Here is a 15,551-nt window from a genome sequence, read left to right as displayed (position 1 = left end):
TGATCATGTCGAAAAGTGGAATTAGTGAATCAGCGATTGCTGCTTTTACCGCCTCCGAGCGTGCTCGTTTTATAGAAAACAACCCAACGTCAATAGGGCTTGCCAAACGCGCCAAGGCGAATCTGTTCAACGGTGTGCCCATGCACTGGATGAGCGATTGGTCGATGCCTTCGCCACTCTTCGTCCAGCGTGCCAAAGGGGCGCGCTTCACCGATGTTGACGGTCATGAGTACATAGATTTTTGCCTGGGCGACACCGGCACGATGTTTGGTCATTCACCTGATCCTGTTGCTCGCGCAATAGCCGAGCAGGCCAATAATGGCTTGACCACGATGCTGCCTGGCGAAGACGCGGTGGTCTGCGGCGAGTTGCTGGCTGAGCGATTCGGGCTGCCTTACTGGCAGGTGACCGCCACTGCGACGGACGCCAATCGTTATGTGTTGCGCTGGGCGCGCGCGATTACCAAACGCAACGTCTTGCTGGTGTTCGACGGCTGCTATCACGGTACCGTGGATGACGTCATGGTGCGCTGCCGCGACGGTAAAACAGTGCCCCGTGCAGGTCTTGTGGGCCAGGCCTACGACTTGACTCAATACAGTCGATCCATCCCCTTCAACGATGTGGACGCACTGGAAGCTGCTTTAGCCCAGGGCGATGTGTGCGCGCTGATGTGCGAGCCGGCGATGACGAACATAGGCATGGTCCTGCCCGATCCGGGTTTCATGCAGAAGTGCCGAGAGTTGACCCTCAAATACGGCAGCCTGTTGGTCATTGATGAGACCCACACTATTTCCACAGGCCTGGGTGGATGCACCCGCCAATGGGATTTGAAACCCGACTTTTTCGTGGTGGGTAAACCCATCGCGGGAGGCATACCTTGCGCGGTGTTTGGCGTAACCGAGCAGGTTGCCCTGGCCATGCTCGATGTGCAGAAAACTGTCAGTGAAGAGAGTAGCGGGCATGGCCACAGCGGTATGGGAACCACGCTGTCGGCCAACTCGCTGGCGATGCGTTGCATGCGCGTCAGCCTCGAAGAGGTCATGACAGAGTCCGCCTACCAACATATGTTGCCTCTTGCCTCGGGATTGGCTCAGGGTCTTCGGTACTTGTTCAAGCAGCACCAGTTGAACTGGTCCGTCACAGAGTTGGGGGCTCGTTGCGAATTTCAATTCTGTGCCACTTCGCCCAGAACCGGTGCGCAAGCCGAGGCGGCTTTTCATGACAGCCTTCAAATGGCGCTGCACCTGTACTTGATCAATCGCGGCATCCTGATCACGCCTTTCCACAACATGACGCTGTGCTGTCCGCAAACAAGCCATGCGGATGTCGACAGGCTGATCGGTGAGTTGGATAACGCGTTGACCACGCTGCTTGCCATACCTGGCGCGCGGGTTATCGCTTCATAACTGCACGTCAGAAAATGCCATTGTTCTTAAATACTGCCCAGTCGCTTGAATGAGCGCTAAGAGGTTTGACATGCAATTTGCTGATAAAAGAGAGGCCGTGGATTATCTGGCCGCCCACCCTGAAGTCCTGAGCATCGAGTTGTTCCTGATCGACGCGAATGGTGTTCCGCGGGGCAAACTGTTGCATCGCGACGAGCTACTGGCGATCTACGAAAATGGTCGGCCGCTGCCCAGTTCCATTCTCGCCCTGACCGTTCAGGGGGAGGACGTGGACGAGACTGGCCTGGTCTGGGATGTCGCTGACGCTGATTGCTGGACCTATCCCTTGCCGGGGAGCCTTACCCTGCAACCCTGGCGCACCCAACCCACCGGTCAAGTGCAAGTGAGCATGCACCCGACCCAGGGGCTTCCAGCCGCGCCCGCCGACCCGCGCCATGTACTGGTGAACACCATCGAGCGGCTCAAAGCTGATGGATTCCATCCGGTCATGGCCGTTGAGTTGGAGTTTTACCTGCTGGACCAGAAGCGCGACGTCAATGGTCGCCCGCAGCCTGCGACGCAAACCAATGGCGTACGCCCTGTTGCCCCGCAGGTTTACGGCGTCCACGAACTGGAGCAGGTTCAACCGTTTCTTGATGACCTCTATGCTGCCTGCGCGCTGCAAGGGCTGCCGGTACGCACGGCGATCTCCGAGTACGCGCCGGGCCAGCTCGAGTTGACGCTGGAGCATCGTTTCGACGCACTCCAGGCCATCGATGAAGGCGTACGTTACAAACGCCTGGTAAAAGGTGTTGCCAACAAACACGGGCTACAAGCGTGCTTCATGGCCAAGCCATTCAGCGATCAGGCCGGCAGCGGTCTGCATCTGCACGTCAGCCTGGCGGACGTGCAGGGCAACAACCTGTATGCGAGCGAAGACCCGCAAGGCACGCCGCTGTTGCGTCACTCCATCGGCGGGATGATGGCAACCCTTTTTGACTCGCTGGCGATATTTTGCCCCCATGCCAACTCATATCGCCGCTTCCAGACCGGCAGTTACGCGCCGCTGGCCAAAAGCTGGGGCGTCAACAACCGTACGGTGTCGTTCCGCGTGCCCGGCGGCCCCGCGATAAGTCGGCACATCGAGCACCGGATTTGCGGTGCCGACGCCAATCCCTATCTCGCCGCTGCCGCCTTACTGGCGGGCATTCACCACGGCATCACTCATCAAAGCGATCCCGGCGCGGCGATTGTGGGGAACGGCTATGAGCAGGCGACCGATTTTCTACCCACCGACTGGCTGACAGCGTTGCAGGCGCTGGAACGTTCGACCTGGGCACGCGAGGCGCTGGGCGCTGAATTCCTCAAGGTATTCCTGGCGATCAAGTGGCGCGAGTTCCGTGCATTCAATGCGGAAGTCGGGGAACAGGACTGGCGCTGGTACCTCACTCACGCATAAATGGTAGCCCGTGAACGCGTCTTAAAATGGATTGCTGGAGACTAGCTGACAACTAAGATCCCTACAGCACATCCTGCGCATTTGGCAGTGACTCATCATTATGAGCCGCAGGTCGTATGCCCGCGGCTCGGATCTAATCACGCATACGAACGGGGTGAGAAAAGTCTCAAATTGATCTTGCATGCTAGCATTCAAAGGTGCAGTATTTGGGCATAACAACAAATTGAAGATGCCCCTAATGAAAACGTATACCCACGTTCCATTGGCTTGTGCAGTAACCATCCCCAAGGCGCGAATGCGCCCCCCAGATCAACAGCCCTAGTGCTCTGGGCTTGTCTCCGAACGACTCTTATCAGTTCCGTACCAACCTACAGCTCCTTCTGTGGCTAGCAGGAGTACATGTGTGTGCTCACCTAATAAGGATAAAATCATGGGCAAAATGCAAGCAGCTCGACTTCACAATGTCGGCCCGACCTTTGTGATCGACGAAATCGACATTCCTGCCATTGGGCCAACGGACGTGTTGGTGCACGTTAAAGCCTGCAACGTTGTCCCTAACCTGCGTAACGTTATCGAGCGTTATCCTGAGTGGTTCCCCTATCTTCCCCTGCCTAAATTGCCAGCCATCTATGGCTTAGATGCCTCCGGGGTAGTCAAGGCAGTAGGTAGCCAAGTGCATTCGGTTAAGCCGGGCGATCGTGTATACGTCAACCCAGGCAGAAGCTGCGGGTCTTGCCACGCGTGCTTGCGAGGTCAGCACCTCAACTGCACCGCATTCACCTTCCAAGGATATTTTGGCTTCGGTGCTGGCTCGCAACGAGTGTTTGAAGATTACCCTTATGGTGGCTTCTGCGAGTTCATGACGGCGCCTGTCAACGGGCTCGTGAAGCTCCCGGAATCCATCAGTTTCGAACAAGGCTGTCGTTTCGGTTATCTCGGCACTGCCTACTCTGCATTGCGCAAAGCGAATGTAGGTTCTGGGCAGACAGTATTGATCAATGGCGCTTCGGGAACGTTGGGGGTTGGAGCTGTGATGCTCGCGCTCGCTATGGGAGCAACGAAAGTGCTCGGCATGGCCCGTAACCGCGAACTGCTCGAAAGAGTCCGCCAGTTGGATCCGTCTCGCGTGCACGTACTTTCTCTCGGAGAACGGCCTGTTGATGAATGGGTTCGCGAGCATACCCAAGGCCTGGGCGCCGACGTTTTCATCGATGCAGTCGGCCCCGGAGCTCCCCATCAAATCACCGTCGACGGGATCAAATCGCTTCGTAGGGGAGGGCGTATGGTCGACATTGGGGGCATGTCTGAAGACTTGCCCGTGCCAATGTTCCAGCTGATGTGCTACCAGATCAGCATCATCGGTTCGCTATGGTTCACGGTTGCAGAAGGTCAGGACATGGCGGAGATGGCGGCTGCCGGTACGCTCGATTTGACAAAATTTGATCAAGAGGTTTTCCCGCTATCTGAAGTGAATGACGCTCTGGACGCCTTGGAAAACCGTAAAGGTGGTTTCACGAACGTTGTTGTAACGCCAGGCCATTAATCGAACTGGCGCGGCATCGAGCTGCGCCAGTCTTATTTCAGAGGTGATCTATGACAATTAGGCGTTTAGTGGTGGGAACGGTCGATGGCCGTTCGGTTGTTCTGAATGATGGACCGGTACCACGTTCTCACGACTACGAACATCTACCTGGTTTTTCTACCTCCTTGGTTTGGGCGACGACAGCATCAGAGCAACTCTCTACTGGTAAAGATGAGGCAATCTCGCTGAGCAGTTCGTTTGTTCCCGGGCCTGGGGAAACGAGGCTTGAAATTGTCACCTTTCCTCCTGACTCGATTTTTGCGCATCCGGATTTCAGTCATCAGGCAGCCTTTGCCGAGCAACAAGAGCATCTGACAGGGATGGTGGATCATTTTGATCCCGAACGACCAGGAATGCACTCGACCCCGACAGTTGATTATGGCGTCGTGCTTGAAGGTACCATTTGGCTTGAGCTCGACGATGGCGTCATAGTGAAGCTAGAAAAGCATAACGTCATCATTCAACAAGGGAATATTCACGCCTGGAGAAACCAAGGTGATGTTCCTGCTACGTTAGCGTTTGTCTTGGTAGGTACCAATAAGCAATAAATACTCCTGTTTAGAAATCCGAACAATCCACATCCAATAACAAAAAAGTGAGATTGATTATGAAAGCGTATGCATTTTTGTGCGTATCTGTGGCTGCTACCTGCGCAGCGAATTTAGCCATGGCAACGGAACGGGGTGATACAACCTGGCCGTTGGGTGTGCAAACCGTTGTACCCGCTTTGATGCCGAGCCCAGGAGAAACCGAGTTCTATAGTTATACTGTTTATTATCATGCTGGAAATTACAAAGATAACTCCGGGCGCTCCAGCGTTCCAGGGTTCAATTTGGAAAATTATATTCAGGCGATACGTCTCGTTCATACCTGGGATTATCAAACTGAATCAGGTGTTCGATTCACAAGCGGAATTATTGGTACTGGGGGACACGTAAATATAAAGGCCGGAGGAGCGTCCGATTCTAAAACGGGGATGCGGCAGACCTATATCAGTCCTTTGAACGTGCTTTACTCTCCGGCCCCTAATCTTCATCTGCTCGCCGGCGTCAGTGTCTTTAAACCATTGGGAGGCTATGACAAGAATGATTTGGCCAACACTACGCCAAATTATACAACTTATATTTCAGAGTTTGCGCTGACTTGGTTCCCACATCCGGACTGGGAAGTTTCTCTGGCGCCCACTTATTCATTCAATGAGCGAAACAAGGATACAGACTACCGCTCCGGCAACGTGTTTAATGTCGACTACTTATTGGGGTACCGCTTTCCCTCTATGCCAAAACTTCAGTTTGGTTTGGCTGGGTACTACACCAAGCAGATGTCGGATGACAATGTCAGCGGCGACAACTTACCTGGGGGCAATCGGCTGAGAAAGGTGGGTGTGGGCCCTCAGCTGTTTTACTCATTCAACCAGAACACCGGTGTGGTGCTCAAATGGCTGCATGAGACCAATGTGAAAAATGGTCCTCAGGGTGACTCAGTCTGGCTTGAAGCTGCGTTTCCACTATAAGCACGTGGCTGCTACGGCTCAAACCGTGGCAGCCATCTCCTCGCTGTGCAGGCGCTGCATTGCCTCGATAACATGCCTTGATACGCTGTCAATGTGCGCCATCGCCGCCTTTTTACACTGTTTGTCGTTGCGGGTGCTCAGCGCTGCGATTATCTCGTCATGTTCGCCGGTTACGTCAGGCAGGTGCGCCTGAAAGCCACAACTTTGAACGATGAAAAAGTCTGACAGTTCGAAATTGGCCATCTGCCGTGTCGACACGATAGGTGACCGTGCCATCGCATGGAGAAGCCGGTGGAAGTCAACGTTCAGGTTTCTATAGCTCTCCGAGGCATCACTGTGGGCTGGGTTGATCCGTGCGATCTGTTCATTTAACTCTTGAAGCCTTGCGACCTCCAGAGGCGTTCCGCGCTCTGCTGCAAGGCTTGCGATCAGGCCTTCGGTATTGGCGAACATTCGATAGAAATCAGCAACCTCATCTGGGCTCGGTTGCACCACTTGGCAGCCAACCTGTGCAATGATTTGAACAAATCCCCGCTCTTGCAGGCTATTCAGTGCGGTCATTATTGGCTGCCGACTGACTCCCGTCGATTCGCCAATTTCCTTCACGAAAATTTTCTCGCCGAAGCGATAGCGGCGGGTTAGCAAGCGCTGCAAGATTTCTTGATAGATCGCGAATTTTTTGTTTGGCGTATGCATAGGTCTTCGGTAGGTGAGGTGCAATCGAGGGGAGTGCGCATTCGTCCACTTTAGTGCGCAAAGGCTTGATCTACAAGGGACGCAGATCCAGGACGGCTTTCGTGGCGAGCAACGGTCGCGTAACTGAACGTAAATCAGTTGACAACAACAACTTGCATGCTAGCATGCCAAATAAGAAATATAAAAGCAGATGAACTGCCACGCGGAGTATTCAGGTATGAGCAATGCCTTGCGACTGCCCCATATAGCTGCCCAAGCTACGGCTCGATCGCAGCCCATCCTCGAGCGCGAGGCTTACTTAAGCTTGCTTATTCAAATCCCACTTCCCCCAAGAAATCCCCGCACGTCAAGTTAATTGCGCGCCAATGTTTATATATGATGTGTATGCACAAAAGCAGGCCTTTTTTGGCAGAGTTTCGTTCGACTTAATAAAAATAAGGAAAGTCCAATGGGTATTCGTTCTGGTAAAGAGTTCATAGCTGGCCTTAAAGAAAATCGTCGCGACGTGTGGGTAAATGGGTTCCAAGTTAGTGATGTTACGACCCACCCTGCATTCAGCGGCGCAGTCAAGCAATTAGCCGAGCTTTACGACACGCAGCATGATCCCGAGCTTCAAGATAAAGTGACTTATGTTGTCCCCTCCACCGGACAGCGTGCGGGGATGGCGTTTCATCCTGCGCAAAACGTCGAGGATCTGACTAAGCGTCGTGAAGCATACAAAGTGTGGGCTGAAACCAATTTTGGGCTAATGGGCCGCTCTCCTGATTTTATGAACGTAACTCTCTTGGCGTTCTGGGAGGCACGCGATACTTTCGCCGAGGGTGGGCAGCAGTACGCTGACAACGTCGAACGTTACTACGAATATATCCGTGACAATGATCTGTTCTTAAGTCATGCACTGATTACGCCGCAAAATGATCGTTCTAAGCAGTCTTCGCAAATGGGCAACATGCACCTTCGGGTTGTACGCGAAAGTGCTGAAGGCATCTACGTAAGCGGAGCCCGGATGATTGCCACGCTGGGGCCGGTGTCAGACGAAATGGTTATGTACAACCTGCCATCCTTCAAAGCAGGTGACGAAGATCATGCGTTGGTATTTGCGGTGCCGACCCACATTGAAGGCCTTCGACAAATCTGTCGCGACCCTTACTATGTTGAAGGGCGCACGAGCTTCGATCACCCGCTTTCAACGCGCTTTGAAGAAAACGATTCTCTGCTGGTATTCAACAATGTGTTTGTGCCTTGGGGGCGTGTTTTCTGCTACCGAAATGTTGAGCTCTCTAACCGTCTCTACGCCACTACCGGCGTGCGTAATCACACGGCACATCAAACCAATACCCGTGCATTGGTTAAGATGCAGTTTTCCGTCGGGCTTGCGATGGCCGTAGCGCGCTCCATCAAAGCTGACCAATTCCTTCACGTTCAACAAATGTTGGGCGAATGCCTTGGTTATATTGAGCAGGTCAAGAGTGCGTTGGTGCGTGCAGAGGTTGAGGCCCAGCGGACGTCTCGTGGAACACTCCAGCCTAATCTCGCACCACTACAGGCCATTCGAACCATGCTGCCTACTGCCTATCCGCGGGTGATTGAGGTGCTGCAAACGATCGGTGCAGGTGGCTTCATGCTGATGCCGAGCGCTGCGGACTTCCAGGCGTCGGAAATTGCAGATGATCTGCATGCTTACTACCAAGGCGCTGATGGCATGCCGTCCCTGGAGCGCGTGAAGCTATTTAAGTTGGCCTGGGATCTCGCAGGGGAGGCGTTCGGTCAGCGGCTTGTGCAGTACGAGCGTTATTACGCTGGCGACCCTGTACGAAACCTTGCCATGAACTACCTGAGTTCCAAGGATCCGAATCCTATTCGCCTGGTGAACCAAGCATTGCAGTTGGCAGGCAATCCAGAACCGGCCTCGTGCCTGTGATGACACTGTAAGCGGGCGCAAAAGTGTCCGCAGCTAGCTACTTACTTAAAATCCAAGACTTTATTATACGAGGTCGGATATGACGCAGCTCAATATCGGAGTGGCGCCTGGAGTTAGTACAAGTGAATTCCGAGGCGCTGTGGGTCAATTTGTCACGGGAATAACTGTAGTTTCGGTTCTTGATGAGCAGGGGCGACCATATGGAATGACCGCTAGTTCTTTTTGCTCTCTTTCTCTTAATCCTCCGCTGATTCAATGGAGCATTACGACCGAGTCCTTTTCATTCCAGAAGTTTCAGAGGTCGAAGTATTTCGCGATAAATATTCTCGCCTCTGATCAAGAGGATGTTTCGAGAAATTTCTGCAAGCCAATAGATCGTTTTGCGACAGTTTCATCCACACCTGGTCTGCACGGTTTACCGCTCATAGATAACTGTCTGGCGTGGCTGGAGTGTGAGGTAGAAAAAATGGTCGTCGGCGGGGATCACACAATCTTCATTGGTCGGGTTACCAGAAGTCGCGTCTTCGATAAGTCCCCTTTACTGCATTGGAGGGGGAAACATATTCCACTGGAGACGTAACCTTGTAGTTAATATCAGTATTGTTGCGAACAGTTTTTAACGGCGAATAATATAAAAACAAGATAGGGCGTCAGATGAACGATTATAAAAACGTTCTTGGGTGGGCATCATTACCCATCGCATTTTCGATTTGCGGCATTGCCAACGCGCAGGGATATTTTGAAGATAGCAAAGCCACAGTTACGCTGCGCAACTACTATTTTGATCGCGATTACAAAGGAACAACCCTACAGAGCGCCGCTCGGGAATGGGCGCAAGGGGGCATATTGAGATTTACCTCCGGATTCACGCCTGGCGTCGTTGGCTTCGGGCTTGACGCAGTTGGAATGATGGGCATCAAGCTGGACTCGTCGCCTGATCGTTCTGGTACCGGGCTTTTACCTCGAGATGCGGTCACTCACAGAGCGTCTGATGAGTATTCAGAGTTGGGCCTTACCGCTAAAGCAAAGGTGTCGAAGACCGAGCTGCAGGTAGGCTCAATATCAACGTTTCTCCCCATTGCTTTCGCCAGCCCAACGAGACTTCTTCCTCAGACGTTCCGAGGGGCCTACATCCGCTCCACTGACATTGATAAATTTAGTCTGCATGCAGGGTATCTGGATCGCATCAACTATCGGGATTCAACTGACTACCAGAAAATGTCAGTGGCTTCGCCGAACCGTCGCTTCATACCCACCGCCGAATCAGACAAATTTGTTTTCATGGGGGGCGACTACCAGATCACCCCTGCGCTGAACTTGAAGTATTTCTATGCCGAGCTGGAAGATATCTACCAGAAAAACTACCTCGGGTTTGAGCACTTTTGGCAAGTTGGCGGGGGCAAGCTGAAAACAGATTTTCGATTTTACCAGACTGATGAAAGCGGCCAGGGCCGCGCAGGTAAGGTCGATAATAAGAATGCCGGGATCATGTTCACGTACACCTACGGCGCGCAAAGCTTCGGTGCCGGATACATGCAACTTAATGGTGATACCGCGATGCCCTATCTGGCGGGTACTGAGCCGCTGGTTGTAAGTGAGGGGTTTCTTAGTTCTGAGTTCCTCAACCCCAAAGAACGCTCTTGGCAGGCGCTTTACAGCTATGACTTCGCCTCATTCGGCATGCCGGGTCTCAAAGCAACCACTCGATACATCAAGGGCTCCAATATCGAGCTGCCCACTCTCGGTGGTCAAGGTCTTACTGAAAGTGAGCGATACCTTGAACTCAGCTACGCGTTTCAAGGCAGCCTAAAAGGCGTAAGTGTGCGTGCAAGGCACTCTCTATACCGAAATGACTTCTCTAGCGCCGCCAGCGTGCGCGATGACAATGAAACGCGAATCAATATCGATTACACGATGAGCCTTTGGTAGCAGCGCGACCTGTACCAGCCCAATTTAAAAATAATAAGTGGAGAAGGTTATGACCGTGTCAACTGAGCTGCAGCTTGAAATAGCGATCAAGCGCAAAACCGCTTACCGCAAAATTTGGTGGCGCATAATACCTTTCTTGTTTATCTGCTACGGCGTGGCCTTCATTGATCGAATCAATCTAGGCTTCACCAAGCTGCAGATGAGTGAGGAGCTTGGCATCAATGCTACGTGGTTCGGGATTGCAGCCGGTGCTTTCTTCATTACCTATGCATTGTGTGAAATGCCGAGTAATGCACTGTTAGCTCGATGGGGCGCCAGACGGACTTTTTTGCGCATCATGTTCTTGTGGGGGCTAGCGACGGTCGCCACTGCATTTGTTACCAGCGTTTCTCACCTCATCACCCTGCGTCTGCTGCTGGGAGCTTTTGAGGCGGGCTTTCTACCCGGCATCATTCTCTATCTGACGTTCTGGTTTCCTTCATCTATGAGGGCTCGTGTCACGGCAGTTATTTTTGTTGCCAACGCAGTAGCTGGCTCTATTGCGTCTCCATTAAGCGGTTGGATCATCACTTATATGGACGGGGTGGGAGGGCTATCAGGATGGAAATGGGTGTTCGTCGTCGAAGGTGCGCCGGCTTGCTTGCTGGGTATCCTATGTTTTTTCGTACTGCGTGATCGCCCCGACGACGCGACCTGGTTGACGGATGATGAAAAACGACTGGTGAAGGAAGACCTGGCAAAGGACGAAATCCCTGAGGAGCAGCACTCCAAGGGCGTTATGAGGAACATTCTTTGTAACCCCGTTAACTATTTAGTGGCTTACCTGTTCTTTACCGCGGCATGCAGCAACTACCTGTTGTTTTTTTGGCTTCCCACGATCGTTAAGGACTCTGGTGTGAACTCCCTTGTGGATGTCGGTTTCCTGTCTGCGATTCCCCTGCTTTTCGGATTTGTGGGGGCTATCGCACTAAGCTGGAGCTCAGACGTGTTACGTGAGCGACGGTGGCATCTCGTGTTTTGCTTTGGTTTGATCAGCTTTGGTTTAGTGGCAGGAACCATCGCTCAAACGCTTCCCTGGATGCTGTTCTTCTTCGCCGTGGCGAGTTTCGGCACGGGGGCGAGCGGGCCTTTGATTTGGTCACTACCGCCTGGATATCTGGATCGTAAATCGGCCCCATTAGGGATCGCATTCATCAGCACGCTGGGTAACGTCGCAGGCTTCGTTAGTCCTCCGATTCTGGGCTACATCAAGACCGTAACCGGGAGCTTGAACCTTGGAATTATCGGCATCGCGATGTTGGGGCTGACCGGCGCGGTGCTCACGCTATTTGCACTGTCCCCGGCAGTGGTGAGGGTCAAGAAATCTATCGACTCGCCTTCTGTTGTTTGATAGTCACACCGGAAGTATATATCTAACAATTCGATGGTTTTGGCGGCAACGTATTCAGTTATTAGCACGTACCAAGCATTGACTCGCTAACCGCATAGGCTTAGCTTACATGCTAGCATTCCAATAAAAAGGTTCGTCTACGCGGACCGCACAAATGCCTTAGGGCAATGCACTCAGGAGGTCGAAGTGAAACAATCCCAAGAAGCGGATAAGTCTCAAGCTGCCGCAACAGAATCCAACACCACTGCCGCTCACGTCCTTGCCGCTGCACTGCGCCGTCATGATGTCACTCATGTGTTCGGTCAAGCCATTCCTGCCGCTTTCTTCGTTATTGCTCATGAATATGGTATCCGTCAGGTTGGTTACCGTACCGAAAACGCAGGCGGTGCAATGGCTGATGCCTATGCTCGTGTGAGTGGCAAAGTGGGTGTAGTGGCTGCGCAAAATGGTCCGGCAGCGACCCTATTGGTCGCGCCATTGGCGGAAGCATTGAAGGCATCAGTTCCAATGGTGGCGATCGTTCAGGACGTGCCTATGGGCATGACTGACCGCAACGCGTTTCAGGAGTTTGACCACGTCAGCCTTTTTCAGTCTTGTGCAAAATGGGTTAGACGTCTGACAGAGGTCAGCAGACTGGACGATTACATTGACCAGGCTTTCACTGCTGCATCCAGCGGCCGACCAGGGCCAGCTGTGCTTATTTTGCCAATGGATCTGCTGCGCAAGCCTGCTACATCCAGCCCGGCGCGCACCTCCAATCTTGGGCATTTCCCACTGGATCGCTTCGCTCCATCGCCGGAGGCTGTACAGCACGTTGCCAAGCTGATCGCAGGCGCCAAGCGACCGATTATCGTAGCCGGTGGTGGTGTGCATCTCTCTGGAGCGACGGCTAGTATCAATCGCTTGAGCGAGCTGTGCGGTATTCCCGTTGCCACAACCAATATGGGCAAGGGGACAGTCGACGAAACCGGCCCGCTGTCTCTGGGCGTCTTTGGCAACTGCATGGGGCCTGGCACACCCGGTCATGAGCTCGGCCACCATCTGACTGACGCCGACCTGATTCTGCTGGTTGGTACTCGTACCAATCAAAATGGGACGGACACTTGGAAAATTGTTCCAAACGGCGCGACGATCGTCCACATCGATATCGACCCGATGGAAATCGGGCGCAACTATGATTCTGTGCGCTTATTGGGCGATGCGCGACTCACCGTTGATTCGCTCATCCAGGCATTGGCTTCGCATGACTTTAGTCATGGTGCTCAACGGACTGCAGCGGTCAAAGCGGAAATCGAAGCTGCTCGACCGCAAGTGCGAGAAGCACGTGCTGCGATAGGTAGTGGTCGCAATGGCGCGCTTCGACCGGAGGCGCTGATGGCGGAACTGGACAAGATTCTGCGCCCAGATGACATCGTGGTGGCAGACGCGAGCTACTCCACCAACTGGGTCACCAGCTTCCTCACGTCTCGCCGTGCAGGATCTCGCTTTCTGACTCCACGAGGACTCGCAGGTTTGGGCTGGGGTTATCCAATGGCGCTGGGGGCTAAGGTAGCGCATCCGAATGCACGAGTGATCGCCCTTGAGGGCGATGGTGGATTCGGTCACTGCTGGTCGGAGCTTGAGACAGCACGGCGCATGAATATTCCAGTGGTTCTCATTGTTTTGAATAACAGCATTCTGGGTTATGAACTTCATGCCGAGCATGTCCATTACGGTGTGCACAGTGACGCCTGCCGATTCCAAGCGGTAGACCATGCGGGTATTGCGCGGGCTGTTGGCTGCTGGGCCGAAACTGTAAGTGATCCTGCTGAAATGGCGGGTGCACTGGAGCGTGCATTCGCCGCCGGTGTTCCTGCTTTGCTGGACGTCATGATTGATCCCAACGCGTTCCCGCCGCTTTCGCTTTTCTGCGGTGACGTGAATCCAGGAAGCGATGAGTTCCTGGAAGTCGGGGGTGTGTCATGAGCAACACGAATCGAACTGTTTGCTGGGTAACGGGGGCGTCGAGCGGAATCGGTCTTGCAATAGCGGAAGCACTTGTACAAGACGGGCATTTTGTTGTGATTTCTGCCAGGGGTGAAGCAGCGCTTGCGCAAGCGCTAGAACGCTTGCACACCCTAAGTCCGAACGCTGCTGCTGTAAGCGTTGATGTGACATCTTTCGATGCGGTTCGTAGTGCTGTAGCCCAAATCGAATCTGACTACGGGCCGGTAAGTATCCTAGTGGCGAATGCTGGGATGAACGTGGCGGCTCGCGCATGGGGAGAGCTCTCCAGTTCAGATTTCGATCAGGTCACGCAGATCAATTTGAACGGCGTCTACTACACGATCGACGCGGTGCTCCCATCGATGCGAGCGCTTAAGAGCGGGTTGGTAATCAACATCGCCTCGTGGGCCGGTCGGTTCGTGTCGGCCAAGCCAGGACCTTCCTATAGCGCGGCCAAGGCAGCGGTGATCGCGTTGACCACCAGCCTCAATGCCTCTGAATACCAACACGGTATCCGAGCCTGTGCGCTGTCTCCTGCAGAAGTCGCAACGCCTGCCATGTCGCGTCGCAAAGTGCCACCCACCGAGGCGGCTTTGTCGAAGATGCTCAAACCTGAGGATATCGCCGCTGCGGTCAGGTTTGTCGCCAGTATGCCCCGTCATGTCTGTGTTAATGAGTTGGTAATTTCACCGGTTTGGAACGGGGCCTATGGCGCCCCGCAGCTCTAGGTGTACTTGACGGATTGCAGTGCAATTCAGTTCTGAAGAGGTATGTGATGGTTAGCCTGGCAGGCAGTATCGTTGCTGTTGTTACACCGATGCTTGAGAACGGAGGCGTCGACTACGAGTCCCTCGCGCGGCTTATCGAATGGCATATCGCCGAAGGAACACATGGCCTTTGCGTCGTGGGCACTACCGGCGAGTCCGCCATGCTTTCCGTCGAGGAGCACATTGAGGTATGTGCCTTCGCGGTTCGCCAGGTGGCTAGTCGCGTACCTGTTATCGCAGGGGCAGGTGCGAACTCAACCAGCGAAGCTATTGAGTTGACGGCGCTCGCTAAGAAGATTGGTGCGGACGCTGCGCTACATGTAGCTCCTTACTACGTTCGTCCTACGCAGGAAGGCATGTTTCAACATTTTCGAGCCGTCGCTCAGGCCGTAGACCTTCCTATTGTGCTCTACAACGTCCCTGCGCGAACCGGGGTAGATATTGGGGTTGAGCTAACTCTGAAGCTTGCATGTGAGCCAAGCATTATTGGTATCAAGGATGCTACCGGCAGTATCGAGAGGGCTTCTGAAATTCTTCGCTATAGACCTAGCGGCTTTAGCTTGTATTCAGGTGATGACCCTACAGCTGTGGCGCTAATGCTACTTGGAGGGGAGGGGACGATAAGCGTTACTGCGAACGTTGCCCCCCGTCTAATGGCTCAGCTCTGTGAGCGCGCATTGGCAGGAGAGGCAAAAGCAGCGTCGGCGCTTAACTTGCAACTGATGCCTCTTCACCAAGCACTGTTCATCGAGAGCAGCCCATCGCCGACGAAATGGGCCCTGGGGGAGCTAGGGCTAATCAAGCCCCACTGCCGACTACCGCTGGTTCCTCTTTCTGAAAAGGCAAGGCCGGTTCTCGCATCTGCGATGCGAGATGCCGGGATCGTGAAAGTTAATCACATCACCTAATTACAATAAGGATCT

13 protein-coding genes are annotated in these 15,551 nt (G+C 53.6%); 12 read left to right on the top strand and 1 reads right to left on the bottom strand.

What is annotated here, in order from left to right:
* The first annotated feature begins 5 nt into the window (after positions 1 to 5).
* The 5 genes from J1G34_RS12085 (at position 6) to J1G34_RS12065 (ending at position 5,939) form a co-directional block, all read left to right on the top strand.
* Positions 6 to 1,406: an aspartate aminotransferase family protein gene (locus J1G34_RS12085; RefSeq protein WP_222994103.1), complete on the top strand. Its 1,401-nt coding sequence runs from the start codon at positions 6 to 8 to the stop codon at positions 1,404 to 1,406.
* Between the two features lie 70 nt (positions 1,407 to 1,476).
* Complete coding sequence (locus tag J1G34_RS12080) at positions 1,477 to 2,844, top strand: glutamine synthetase family protein (RefSeq protein WP_065892879.1); 1,368 nt, start codon at positions 1,477 to 1,479, stop codon at positions 2,842 to 2,844.
* Positions 2,845 to 3,274: 430 nt separating this feature from the next.
* Positions 3,275 to 4,387 (top strand): alcohol dehydrogenase catalytic domain-containing protein, encoded by a 1,113-nt coding sequence (locus J1G34_RS12075; protein WP_176717559.1) that lies wholly within the window; start codon positions 3,275 to 3,277, stop codon positions 4,385 to 4,387.
* Between the two features lie 50 nt (positions 4,388 to 4,437).
* Entirely contained in the window at positions 4,438 to 4,974 is a 537-nt protein-coding gene (locus J1G34_RS27175; RefSeq protein ID WP_262411788.1) for a cupin domain-containing protein, read from the top strand.
* 59 nt (positions 4,975 to 5,033) lie between these two features.
* Positions 5,034 to 5,939 carry a SphA family protein gene (locus J1G34_RS12065; protein ID WP_172833046.1) on the top strand — a complete coding sequence of 302 codons (906 nt, stop codon included), beginning with the start codon at positions 5,034 to 5,036 and terminating at the stop codon, positions 5,937 to 5,939.
* An 18-nt stretch (positions 5,940 to 5,957) separates the two neighbouring features.
* Here J1G34_RS12065 and J1G34_RS12060 read toward each other — a convergent pair whose 3' ends face one another.
* On the bottom strand, positions 5,958 to 6,635 hold the full coding sequence (locus J1G34_RS12060) for a GntR family transcriptional regulator (protein WP_065896214.1): 678 nt from the start codon (positions 6,633 to 6,635) through the stop codon (positions 5,958 to 5,960).
* 448 nt (positions 6,636 to 7,083) lie between these two features.
* On the opposite strand from J1G34_RS12060, the gene J1G34_RS12055 reads away from it, so the two are divergent.
* The 7 genes from J1G34_RS12055 (at position 7,084) to dapA (ending at position 15,536) form a co-directional block, all read left to right on the top strand.
* Positions 7,084 to 8,556: a 4-hydroxyphenylacetate 3-hydroxylase family protein gene (locus J1G34_RS12055; protein ID WP_222994102.1), complete on the top strand. Its 1,473-nt coding sequence runs from the start codon at positions 7,084 to 7,086 to the stop codon at positions 8,554 to 8,556.
* A gap of 79 nt (positions 8,557 to 8,635) precedes the next feature.
* Positions 8,636 to 9,136 carry a flavin reductase family protein gene (locus tag J1G34_RS27645; RefSeq protein ID WP_222994101.1) on the top strand — a complete coding sequence of 167 codons (501 nt, stop codon included), beginning with the start codon at positions 8,636 to 8,638 and terminating at the stop codon, positions 9,134 to 9,136.
* A 74-nt stretch (positions 9,137 to 9,210) separates the two neighbouring features.
* On the top strand, positions 9,211 to 10,485 hold the full coding sequence (locus J1G34_RS12045) for an OprD family porin (RefSeq protein ID WP_222994100.1): 1,275 nt from the start codon (positions 9,211 to 9,213) through the stop codon (positions 10,483 to 10,485).
* Positions 10,486 to 10,534: 49 nt separating this feature from the next.
* Positions 10,535 to 11,875 carry an MFS transporter gene (locus J1G34_RS12040; protein WP_065892874.1) on the top strand — a complete coding sequence of 447 codons (1,341 nt, stop codon included), beginning with the start codon at positions 10,535 to 10,537 and terminating at the stop codon, positions 11,873 to 11,875.
* A 186-nt stretch (positions 11,876 to 12,061) separates the two neighbouring features.
* Positions 12,062 to 13,840, top strand: coding sequence for an acetolactate synthase catalytic subunit (locus J1G34_RS12035; RefSeq protein WP_065935834.1), 1,779 nt, complete (start codon positions 12,062 to 12,064; stop codon positions 13,838 to 13,840).
* Positions 13,837 to 14,589 carry an SDR family oxidoreductase gene (locus tag J1G34_RS12030; RefSeq protein ID WP_065896210.1) on the top strand — a complete coding sequence of 251 codons (753 nt, stop codon included), beginning with the start codon at positions 13,837 to 13,839 and terminating at the stop codon, positions 14,587 to 14,589. The genes J1G34_RS12035 and J1G34_RS12030 overlap by 4 nt, the downstream gene beginning before the upstream one ends.
* 47 nt (positions 14,590 to 14,636) lie before the next feature.
* Positions 14,637 to 15,536, top strand: a complete 900-nt coding sequence (gene dapA, locus J1G34_RS12025; protein WP_130138015.1) for a 4-hydroxy-tetrahydrodipicolinate synthase — start codon at positions 14,637 to 14,639, stop codon at positions 15,534 to 15,536.
* Positions 15,537 to 15,551: the final 15 nt, after the last annotated feature.

Source organism: Pseudomonas sp. Wu6 (assembly GCF_019891515.1).
GTDB lineage: Bacteria > Pseudomonadota > Gammaproteobacteria > Pseudomonadales > Pseudomonadaceae > Aquipseudomonas > Aquipseudomonas orientalis_A.
This window is presented reverse-complemented; position numbering and strand designations above follow the sequence as displayed.

What these genes read in the sequence shown, in the direction of transcription:
- J1G34_RS12045 (WP_222994100.1), top strand. Translation starts at nt 9,211, where the DNA reads ATGAACGATTATAAAAACGTTCTTGGGTGGGCATCATTACCCATCGCA.
- J1G34_RS12075 (WP_176717559.1), top strand. Translation starts at nt 3,275, where the DNA reads ATGGGCAAAATGCAAGCAGCTCGACTTCACAATGTCGGCCCGACCTTT.
- J1G34_RS12040 (WP_065892874.1), top strand. Translation starts at nt 10,535, where the DNA reads ATGACCGTGTCAACTGAGCTGCAGCTTGAAATAGCGATCAAGCGCAAA.
- J1G34_RS12055 (WP_222994102.1), top strand. Translation starts at nt 7,084, where the DNA reads ATGGGTATTCGTTCTGGTAAAGAGTTCATAGCTGGCCTTAAAGAAAAT.
- J1G34_RS12080 (WP_065892879.1), top strand. Translation starts at nt 1,477, where the DNA reads ATGCAATTTGCTGATAAAAGAGAGGCCGTGGATTATCTGGCCGCCCAC.
- J1G34_RS12030 (WP_065896210.1), top strand. Translation starts at nt 13,837, where the DNA reads ATGAGCAACACGAATCGAACTGTTTGCTGGGTAACGGGGGCGTCGAGC.
- J1G34_RS12085 (WP_222994103.1), top strand. Translation starts at nt 6, where the DNA reads ATGTCGAAAAGTGGAATTAGTGAATCAGCGATTGCTGCTTTTACCGCC.
- J1G34_RS12065 (WP_172833046.1), top strand. Translation starts at nt 5,034, where the DNA reads ATGAAAGCGTATGCATTTTTGTGCGTATCTGTGGCTGCTACCTGCGCA.
- J1G34_RS27645 (WP_222994101.1), top strand. Translation starts at nt 8,636, where the DNA reads ATGACGCAGCTCAATATCGGAGTGGCGCCTGGAGTTAGTACAAGTGAA.
- dapA (WP_130138015.1), top strand. Translation starts at nt 14,637, where the DNA reads ATGGTTAGCCTGGCAGGCAGTATCGTTGCTGTTGTTACACCGATGCTT.
- J1G34_RS27175 (WP_262411788.1), top strand. Translation starts at nt 4,438, where the DNA reads ATGACAATTAGGCGTTTAGTGGTGGGAACGGTCGATGGCCGTTCGGTT.
- J1G34_RS12060 (WP_065896214.1), bottom strand. Translation starts at nt 6,635, where the DNA reads ATGCATACGCCAAACAAAAAATTCGCGATCTATCAAGAAATCTTGCAG.